The organism is Mesorhizobium sp. M7A.F.Ca.CA.004.12.1.1 (genome assembly GCF_003997835.1).
In the GTDB taxonomy this organism is placed as follows: Bacteria; Pseudomonadota; Alphaproteobacteria; order Rhizobiales; family Rhizobiaceae; genus Mesorhizobium.
This window is the reverse complement of record NZ_RZRK01000178.1, coordinates 1-9,314: the sequence shown is the minus strand read 5'-3', so window position 1 is coordinate 9,314 and position 9,314 is coordinate 1. Positions and strand designations below refer to the sequence as shown.

The 9,314-nt window shown below is 65.5% G+C and carries 8 protein-coding genes; 2 read left to right on the top strand and 6 right to left on the bottom strand.

Annotated elements, in window-relative coordinates; all coding sequences use genetic code 11:
- Window positions 1-224 precede the first annotated feature (224 nt).
- The 6 genes from EN984_RS12035 to EN984_RS12010 all read right to left on the bottom strand — a co-directional run bounded on the left by EN984_RS12035 (window position 225) and on the right by EN984_RS12010 (window position 6,919).
- Window positions 225-1,118 carry a sugar phosphate isomerase/epimerase gene (locus tag EN984_RS12035; protein WP_127266679.1) on the bottom strand — a complete coding sequence of 298 codons (894 nt, stop codon included), beginning with the start codon at window positions 1,116-1,118 and terminating at the stop codon, window positions 225-227.
- Between the two features lie 97 nt (window positions 1,119-1,215).
- On the bottom strand, window positions 1,216-2,154 hold the full coding sequence (locus EN984_RS12030) for an ABC transporter substrate-binding protein (protein ID WP_027038073.1): 939 nt from the start codon (window positions 2,152-2,154) through the stop codon (window positions 1,216-1,218).
- Window positions 2,155-2,230: 76 nt separating this feature from the next.
- On the bottom strand, window positions 2,231-3,229 hold the full coding sequence (locus tag EN984_RS12025; RefSeq protein ID WP_127266680.1) for a ribose ABC transporter permease: 999 nt from the start codon (window positions 3,227-3,229) through the stop codon (window positions 2,231-2,233).
- On the bottom strand, window positions 3,226-4,770 hold the full coding sequence (locus tag EN984_RS12020; protein WP_127266681.1) for a sugar ABC transporter ATP-binding protein: 1,545 nt from the start codon (window positions 4,768-4,770) through the stop codon (window positions 3,226-3,228). Before EN984_RS12020 ends, EN984_RS12025 begins: the two co-directional genes overlap by 4 nt.
- Window positions 4,767-6,146, bottom strand: a complete 1,380-nt coding sequence (locus EN984_RS12015; protein WP_127266682.1) for a carbohydrate kinase — start codon at window positions 6,144-6,146, stop codon at window positions 4,767-4,769. Before EN984_RS12015 ends, EN984_RS12020 begins: the two co-directional genes overlap by 4 nt.
- Entirely contained in the window at window positions 6,143-6,919 is a 777-nt protein-coding gene (locus tag EN984_RS12010) for a DeoR/GlpR family DNA-binding transcription regulator (protein WP_127266683.1), read from the bottom strand. The genes EN984_RS12015 and EN984_RS12010 overlap by 4 nt, the downstream gene beginning before the upstream one ends.
- Window positions 6,920-7,112: 193 nt before the next feature.
- On the opposite strand from EN984_RS12010, the gene EN984_RS12005 reads away from it, so the two are divergent.
- Together EN984_RS12005 and EN984_RS12000 are read left to right on the top strand one after the other, a co-directional pair.
- On the top strand, window positions 7,113-8,156 hold the full coding sequence (locus EN984_RS12005) for a class II aldolase/adducin family protein (RefSeq protein WP_127266684.1): 1,044 nt from the start codon (window positions 7,113-7,115) through the stop codon (window positions 8,154-8,156).
- 7 nt (window positions 8,157-8,163) lie between these two features.
- The coding region (locus EN984_RS12000) for an FGGY-family carbohydrate kinase (protein ID WP_164765446.1) at window positions 8,164-9,314 on the top strand (1,151 nt) is incomplete at its 3' end.

The following is a 9,314-nucleotide window of genomic DNA, read 5'->3' as shown; positions in this document are numbered from 1 at the left end:
ACCAAAAAAAAAACCCGCCTGTGCGGCGGGTCACTGGCGCAAATCAGCACCATAAGCAAATATGTACCATAGCTGAGGTCACCGAGTCAAGAAAAAATTCCTATCTCGGAAAAACTGGCGGCACAAAAGCTACCAACACCGGCTACCACGAGGCTTTTTGTTAATCTGAGTTCGGAGCCCTGCCCTGCGGCGCACGCCGCGTCCTTCGGCTCTCGACGGGCGGGTCAGGGTTTGTGCCGCGCCGAGACGAGTTCCGCCTTGCGCCTTGCCGTCTCCATTCCCAGACCGATGAAAGCACGCGCGTGCTTGGCCAGCGCCATGTTGTCCGTCCAGAGATTGCGCCAGATCGCGGTCTTCTTCGACAGGTTCTCATCGACGATTTCCGAAGAGAAGGATTCGAAGCTGAGGTCGTCGCTGTAGCCGATAGCAGTCAGCGCATCGAAGATCGCGGCGAAATCGATATTGCCGGTGCCGAGGAAGCCGCGATGGCTTTCGCCGATATGGACATAGCCGATCTTATCGGCGGCATGACGGATGGCCAGCCCGACATCGGCCTCCTCGATGTTCATGTGGAAGGTGTCGAGATGCAGGAAGATGTTGTCCGAGCCTGTGTCCTCGATGAAGGCCAGCCCTTGCGCGGCGGTGTTGAGCAGATTGCTTTCGAAGCGGTTGACGATCTCGAGGTTGAGCGTGACGCCGGCCGCCTTGGCTGTCTCGGCAACCTTGGCCAGCGTGCCGGCACTGCGCTGCCATTGAGCGCGCGTCGGCGCCTCGACCTGCAATCCGTGGCTGGTCGAGAGAATGCCGGCGACCTTCCGGCCGCCGAGATCGCGCGTCAGCGCGATGGTGTCGTTGAGGATTTCGACGCCGCGCGCGGCAATCGCCTTGTCGGCGCTCGAAATGTCGCCATCAGCAGGCAATCCGATGCTGATCGCGACGCCGAGGCCAAGATCGGCGATGCGCCTGGCAAGCCCGCCGATGTCGACATTGGCGGGATCGAGATAGGAGAATTCGATGAGGTCGAAGCCGGCCTCCCTGGTGTTGGCCAGCGTGCGCTCGAGATCGGCCTGGGCCGAGCCCGCCGACCAGACGAAAGAATGGATTCCAATACGCGACATCATCGTCTCCGGTGCTGCGCATCGACCCCATTGGGGAACCGATGCCTGGACAAGACGTGCGGCCGGGTGATCCCGGCCGCACGCTGCTGAGGGACGTTTAGCGGGCCGCGGTCCAGCCCTTGTAGTCCTTCAGGTTCTCGGCCGTGATCAGCTTCGGGTCGAGCAGCACGGTCGGCTCCGCCGGCTTCTTGCCGGCCAGCAGTTCGGCCGCCATCGTCAGTGACTGGCCGGCCATCACGTAAGGATCCTGCGAGGCCGAGGCCTTGATCATCGAGGTGCCGGAGGAGAGTTCCTTCTCGATATCGGGCGCGCCGTCGACGGCGGTGAAGATGAATTCCGAACGGTTGAGCTGCTTGGCCGCAAGCTGGGCGCCGATCGCCGTCGGGTCATTGATGGCAAACACCGCATCGATCTTGTCGAAGCGGGTGAGCAGCGACTGGAACACCTTCAGGCCGCCGTCGCGCGAGCCTTCGGCATTCTGGTCGTCGGAGAGGATCTTGATGTCGGGATGCTGCGCCAGCACGTTCTTGCAGCCCTTCACCCGCTCCAGGATCGAGGACGATGCCGGTCCGTTGAGGATGACGTAGTCGCCCTTGCCGCCGGTGTGGTCGACCAGGTACTGGCAGGCCTCTTCGCCGGCCTTGACGTTGTTGGTCATCACGGTGACGTCGGCGCCCGGCGCCGAAACGTCGAAGGCGGCAACGACGATACCCGCGGCTTGCGCCTTCTTCACCGCCGGCGCGATCGCCTTGGCGTCGACGGCATTGAGCATGATCACGTCGACGCCGGCGGCGATGAACGAATCGACCTGCGAGACCTGCTTGTTGAGGTCATAGTCGGCCGATACCGAGGTCACCTCGACCTTCGGGTTGATCTTCTTGGCCGCGTCCTCGATGCCCTTGATGGTGGCGACGAAGAAGGGATTGCCGAGCAGGCCGACCGAGATACCGACCTTGTTGAGGTCCTTGGCCGAAGCAGGCGCGATGGCGAGCGACGCGAGTGCGACGCCGCAGAGCAGTTTGGCGATGGTCTTCATTGCTTTCCTCCGATTGCCCCGCGCCTCTCACGGTGCGTTACACAAACCGGTCGTTGACGCCGGCGACTAAGGTCAATCACGTTCTTGCTCCTGCCTGGAGCCTGTAGCGGTCGAGGGCGACCGCCACGATGATGACCAATCCCTTGATGATGTACTGCCAGATGTCGGAGACACCGGCCAAGATGAGCCCATTGGAGAGCACCGCGATGATCAGGCCGCCGATCAGCGTACCCCAGATCGAGCCGACGCCGCCGACGAAGCTGGTGCCGCCGAGGATGACCGCAGCAATGGCGTCGAGTTCGTAGGATTGCCCGAGCTGCAAGCCGTTGGCTGCGTAGAGCCGGGCCGCCGACATGGCGCCGCCAAGACCGGCCAGCAGGCCGGAAACGCCATAGACGAAGAGCAGCACCAGCGGCACCTTGATACCGGTCAGCCGCGCCGCTTCGGCATTGCCGCCGACGGCATAGATCCAGGTGCCGAGCACGGTGCGCTTGAGCACCAGCCAGGACAGCACCACCACCGACAGCGCGATGATGACCAGCCACGGAATGCCGAACAGCGAACCGTTGCCGATGAAATCGAACGGCAGGTCCGAGTTGAACACCGTGGTGTCCTGGCCGAGCAGGCGGGCGACACCGCGCACCGCGGTCAGCGAACCCAGCGTGACGATGAAGGGCGGCAGCTTGATGTAGGCGATGAGCAGCCCGTTGATGAGGCCGAAGCCGAGGCCGACCAGAATGGCCGCCGGCACGCCGAGCAAACCCCAGTCCGGCACCAGCGACACCATCACCGCCACCATCGCCGATGCGGCGAGGATGGCGCCGACGGACAGGTCGATACCGCCGGTCAAGATGACGAAGGTCATGCCGGCCGCCAACACGATGTTGATCGACGACTGCTGGGTGACGATCAGAAGATTGGTCTCGGTCAGGAAGCGCGGGTTCAGGAACTGGAAGCCGGCCGCCAGCAGGATCAGCACCGGCAGCATGCCGAGGGCAGCGAAAGCCGTGCGCAAACGTCGGCTTGTGCCGGTGGCCTGGCCGCCTGCGCTGATCTCGGTCGCCTTGTCGGTCATTGCTGAGCCGCTCCTGTTGCAAGTTCCATGATTTTCTCCTGGCTTAGCGGTTCGCCTTGCGATGCCGTCACCTCGCCCGATATCGTACCGTCGCGCATCACCAGCACGCGGTCGGCGACGCCGATCACCTCGGGCAGTTCGCTGGAGATCATCAGGATGGCAATGCCCTGTTTGGCGAGATTGTCGATCAGCCGGTAGATTTCCGATTTCGCCCCGACATCGACGCCGCGGGTCGGCTCGTCCAGGATGACGACCTTCGGCTCGGTTTCGAGCAGGCGGGCGAGCAGCACCTTCTGCTGGTTGCCGCCCGACAGCGAGCCGGCATTGGCCTGCACCGAACTGGTGCGGATGGAGAGATCGGCAACAGCCTTGGAAGCGCGCCTTTCGGCGGTCGCGAAGTCGCGCAAGCCGCCGGCGCGCGAATCCCGCGCCAGCACGCCCATGCTGATGTTGTCGGAAATCGACATGTCGAGGAACAGGCCAAGTTCCTTGCGGTCCTCGGTCAGATAGGCGATGCCGGCATCGAGCGCCTCGCGCGGCGAGCCGATGGAGATCGTTTTGCCGTCGAGTTCCAGCGTGCCTGACACGCGCCTGTCGGCGCCGAAGATCAGCCGCGCAAGCTCGGTACGGCCGGAGCCGACCAGACCCGCCAGCGCCAGCACCTCGCCCTTGTGCAGGTCGAACGAACAGTTTTTCAGGAGACGGCCGTCGGACATGCCACGCACCGAGAGCGCCACCGCGCGCTTTTCGTCCGGCGGCCGATGATCCTTCTTGTAGAAAGCCGACAGATCGCGGCCGACCATCATCGACACCAGGCGCGAGGCGCTGAGGTCGGCACGCTCGAGCGTACCGACATAACCGCTGTCGCGCAGCACGCTGACGCGATCCGCAAGCTGGTAGACCTCTTCCATGCGGTGACTGATGTAGATGATGGCGATGCCTTGCGATTTCAGCGTCGCGATGACCTCGAACAGCCGGTCGGTCTCGCGCGAGGTCAGCGACGTGGTCGGCTCGTCCATGACGATGATGCGCGCATTGGTCGACAGCGCGCGGGCGATCTCGACCAATTGGCGCTCGCCGAGCGACAGGCTGGAGACCATGTCGCGGGCCGAAAAGGAGACGCCCAGACGCGCGACGATCTCCCTGGCGCGCCGGGTGCACTGGTCGCGGTCGACGATACCGAAGCGTCGCGGCTCGTTGCCGAGGAAGATGTTTTGCGCCACCGTCAGATTGGGCGCCAGCGACAGCTCCTGATAGATCACCGCGACGCCGCTGGCGCGCGCCTTGATCGGATCGCCGGTCGCGGCCGGCATGCCGTCGATCAGGATCTCGCCGCCGGCATCCGGCCGATAGGCGCCTGAAAGCACTTTCATCAATGTCGACTTGCCGGCGCCGTTTTCGCCCATCAAGGCGTGCAGCTCGCCGGCGTGGACGCTGAGCGAGACATCGTGCAAGGCACGGATGGTGCCGAACGTCTTGGAGATGTGCCGCATCTCCAGCACCGGCTGGCGCGCGGTCTCGGCCCTGGCAATCGCACTCATCGCGCGCCTCCCACTGCCGCATCAGCGACGCCGCGGTCCATGGTGGCGTCGCGCCAATTGCTGCGATAGCCTGCCAACCCGGTGAAACGCGATGCGCGCACCGGCTCCGGAACTTCGGCGGCGAATTCGCGCCCGACGCTCTCGAAGGCGAGCGCCGCGGCACCCGTGGCGCTGCCCTCCAGCGTGGCGCCCTGCAGGAAGGCCTGGCCGGGACGCAACTGCGCCAGCAGCCCGGCGAGCACACCGCCTGTGTTCAGCCCGCCATCGACGATCACGGTGTTGTTCGAATGGATGAGGTCGAGGCAGAGATCGACCATCAGCGCGACATAGAGCAGCGCCGCGGCCGCGCGTTCCTCGGCATTGGGCGCGCGCCCGACCAGTCGGCCGGAATGCCCCGACATCGGCCCGCCCGGCGCAAAGCTCGGCAGCGCCATGATGCCGGCATCGATCACCCGCTGCACCACTGGGCCGGCGATCTCGCCTTGCCAGCCGGCGCTGATTGTTGCGAATTCGCGCCCGCCCATGAAGCGGATGGTCGGTACTGGGCCGCCGCCGACATCGACGTTGACCAGCATGTCGCGATCCCGGTCGAGTGCGTCGAGCGGGCAGTCCGGATTGAGCACGATGACCCAGGTGCCGGTCGAAACGACGGTGACCGGGCCAAGCTCCTGCCGGCGATAGGCATGCAGCGCCGCATTCGAGTCATGGACGCCGTTGTGGATGGCGATCGGTCGCGCCGCGGCGCCGAGGCGGTGCTCGCCGATAACAGTGCCGGCGCGCTCGAAGGCAGGCATCCGGTCACGCCAGCCCTGCGCGTCGACCAGCGAGGAAAAGTCTTGGCGGCGCGGCGCCCACAGATGCGAATGGCAGCCGAGATAGGACACTTCCGAGACCGCCCGCCCGCCAAGGCGCCAGCTCCAGTATTGCGGATAGCCGAGGATCGATTTCGACGCAGCGAACGCGTCCGGATCGACCTCCTGCAGCCACAGCATGTGGCGGCCGTAGTTGAAGCCGAGCGGCAGCCGCGGCGAGAACGTCTCGGAAAAGTCAGGAATGCGGCGATCGATCCGCGCGGCAATCTCGGCCGGCGGCTCTTGCTCGTAATCGAGGATCGGACGCGTCAGCGCCGCCTCGTCGACCAAGGCAAAGGTGCAGCCATGGCCCGACACCATCACCCCTTCCACTCCATGACCGTCGACCGCATCGGCAACGGCGCTGAGCGCCCAATGGTGGAGGGCCGCCTCGTCGAGCACGCTGAAGCCGTCTTGGCGCACCCATTTCGGCTGTGTCCGGCGCTCGTCGATGATCCGCCCGTCCTGGCCGAAGACGAACAGCTTCGAATTGGTCTTGCCGAAATCGAGGACAGCCACCTTCACTGGATGGCTCCCGAGGCTATCCGCACCATGACGCCGGCGTCTTCCAGCATGCGCGCATCTGCGTCGGAGAGGCCGTCGTCGGTGACCAGCGTGCCGATGCGCGAAAGCGGCAGCGCGACATTGCGCGCGTGGATCGACAGTTTGCGGCTATCGGCCAGCACCACGATCTGGTCGGCGCAGAGGCTGAGATCGACGATCGAGCGTACCAGCAGCGGGTGCGATTCCATCACGCCTTCCTGGCCAAGGCCTTGCGCGCCGAGAAAGAATTTGGAGGCGTAGAAAGGCACGGCCTGGGTGAGCGAATGGATGATGCCGGGCTCGCGATGCAGATCACCGCCGGCAACCGTCAGGCTGCAATGGCCGTGGTCGCTGAGATAGGCCGCCAGCGGCATCGAGTTGGTGTAGAGGCGGATGTTGCGCTCGGCGAGCTTGACCCCGAGATGGAAGCAGGTCGAGCCGCCATGCACGATAACGGCGTCGCCGTCACGCACCATGGTCGCCGCCAGAGCGGCGATCTGCCGCTTGGCCTCGACCGCAAGGTCGCGGTTCTCGTCATAGGGCCGGGCGTAGGCGACACCGGCCTGGGAAGCGCCGTCGAGTGCCGAGATGCCGCCATAGACCTTCCGTGCTTCGCCGGCCTCGTCGATCCGGTCGATGTCGCGCCTGACCGTCGCGGCCGAAACGCCAAGCCGTTCCTGCAGCTCACGCACCGAAGCGAACGGACGATCCCGCAGCAGTTCGACGATCTGACGCTGGCGGCCGGAGTCGCTCAATTCTTTCCTCCCGGATGCCATTTTCCATGGCAGTTGGCGCAACTTACTCAACATTAGCCAGATTGCAAGCGGGTTTTGATGATAGTAGATCACTATTGACGTAGATCACTCGTATCTGCGATATCAGCGCCAATTCGACCCCGGCAACGGGATTTCGCGCAGGACACGGCCGAGCCGTTGGAGGAAAAGCGCCATGGCGACCCAAGCTGATGCGCAGGAACTGGCGGCCTTGCGGGCGCTTTCGGCCAGCATCGGGCGGAGCCCGCATCTGACCCAGGCGGCAGGCGGCAACACCTCGCTGAAAGCCGGCGACACGCTGTGGATCAAGGCCTCCGGCACCTGGCTGAAGGACGCGCTCGTCGATGACATCATGGTGCCGGTGGCGATGGCGCCGCTGCTGAGAGCCGTCGAGCAGCGCGATCGCGCCGCCGACCAGCCGCAGGGTTTCACCATTGCAGCGCTCAACCCGCGCGGCCTGCGGCCGTCGATCGAGACCACGGTGCACGCCCTGATGCCGCAGCGCGTTGTTCTGCATGTCCATTGCGTCGACACCATCTCGCTTGCCGTGCAGGCCGATGGCGAGGCCGAGGTCGCCAGGCGGCTCGATGGCATCGAATGGGCCTATGTGCCCTATTTCCGGCCCGGCCTGCCGCTTGCACGCGGCATCGCCGAGAAACTGCGGCCTGGTGTCGACGTGCTGATCCTTGGCAATCACGGCCTGGTCGTCGCCGCCGAAACCGTCGCCGGGGCGGAGCTCCTGCTGCGCCGTATCAGGTCATTGCTGGCCCGGCCGGCGCGCGCGACCGCCGCACCAGACCTCGACGCCTTGGCGGCGCTTGCCGGCGGCAGCGGCTACAGATTACCGGCCGCTGTCGAAGCGCATGCGGTTGCGCTCGACCCTGAGAGCCGCCGCATGGCGCAGGCCGGCAGCCTCTATCCGGACCACGTCATCTTCCTCGGCCAGGGCTCCGTCGTGGCGAAACCAGGCGAGGCGGTGGCCGATGTCATTGCACGACTGGGCACGTCGCCTGCGGCGATCCTGTTTCCCGGCGCAGGCGTGCTGATGCGCGGCGACGCCAGTGCCGGCGCCGATGCCATGCAACGCTGCCTCGCCGACGTGACGGCGCGCATCGATGTCGCCGCGCGGCTGAACTATCTCACCGCTTCCGAGAATGACGAACTGGTCAACTGGGACGCCGAGCAATATCGCCAGAAGCTAAACGCGGCTGGCGGCTAGCATGGGCATGATGCCACTTGCCATCGGCATCGACATCGGCACATCGGGTGCGCGCGCCGTCGCCATGCGCCCGGATTTTTCCATAGCCGGGCACGCGGCCGTCCCACTCGACAGGTTTGGCAGCGAGGGGCGAGCTCCCACGGCGTGGTGGCAAGCGGTCAAGACGGTGCTGACGGAGCTGCTTTCCGGCATCGACCGCACGGCGGTCCGCGCCATCGCCGTTGACGGCACCTCCGGCACGCTGCTGCCGGTCGACGCCGCCGGGCGGCCGCTGGCCGAACCGCTGATGTACAACGACAAGGTCGATGACGACGACGTCCTGGCCGTGATCGCCCGCACCGCGCCGGCTGCAAGTGCAGCGCACGGAGCGACATCCGGCCTCGCCAAGGCCCTGCGCTTCCAGCATCTGCCGGGCATTGCGGCGGTGCTGCATCAGGCCGACTGGATTGCCGGAAACTTCTCCGGCCGCTTCGACATCAGCGACGAGAACAATGCCCTGAAGACAGGCTATGATGTCGAGGCCCGCCGCTGGCCGGAATGGATCGCGGCGACCGGAATGCGCATGGAGTTGCTGCCGCGCGTGGTCGAACCGGGCGAGGTCACGGGCGCCCTCACCGCGGAAGCCGGGGAACTGTTCGGCTTACCGCGCGATGTGGCCGTCGTCGCCGGAACCACGGATGGTTGCGCCTCGTTCCTGGCGACCGGTGCCGCCGCGATCGGCGACGGCGTCACTGCGCTGGGATCCTCGCTGACCATCAAGATCCTGTCCGACCGGCCGATTGCGGCGCCGCGCTTCGGCATCTACAGCCACCGGCTCGGCAACGCCTGGCTGGCGGGCGGTGCGTCGAATTCCGGCGGCAAGGTGCTGGCTCAGCATTTTCCGCTCGCCTGTATCATCGAACTCAGCGCGACAATCGACCCGGAGACCGACACCGGCCTCGATTACTATCCGCTTCCCGCCACGGGCGAACGATTTCCGATCGCCGATCCGGCGCTGCCGCCTCGCCTTGCGCCCCGGCCGGCGGACGACGCCGATTATCTGAAAGCGATGTTCGAAGGCATCGCCGCGATCGAAACGCTCGGCTATGACAGGCTTGCCGAACTCGGCGCGCCCGCGCTGATATCGGTCCGGAGCGTCGGAGGCGGGGCGGCGAACCC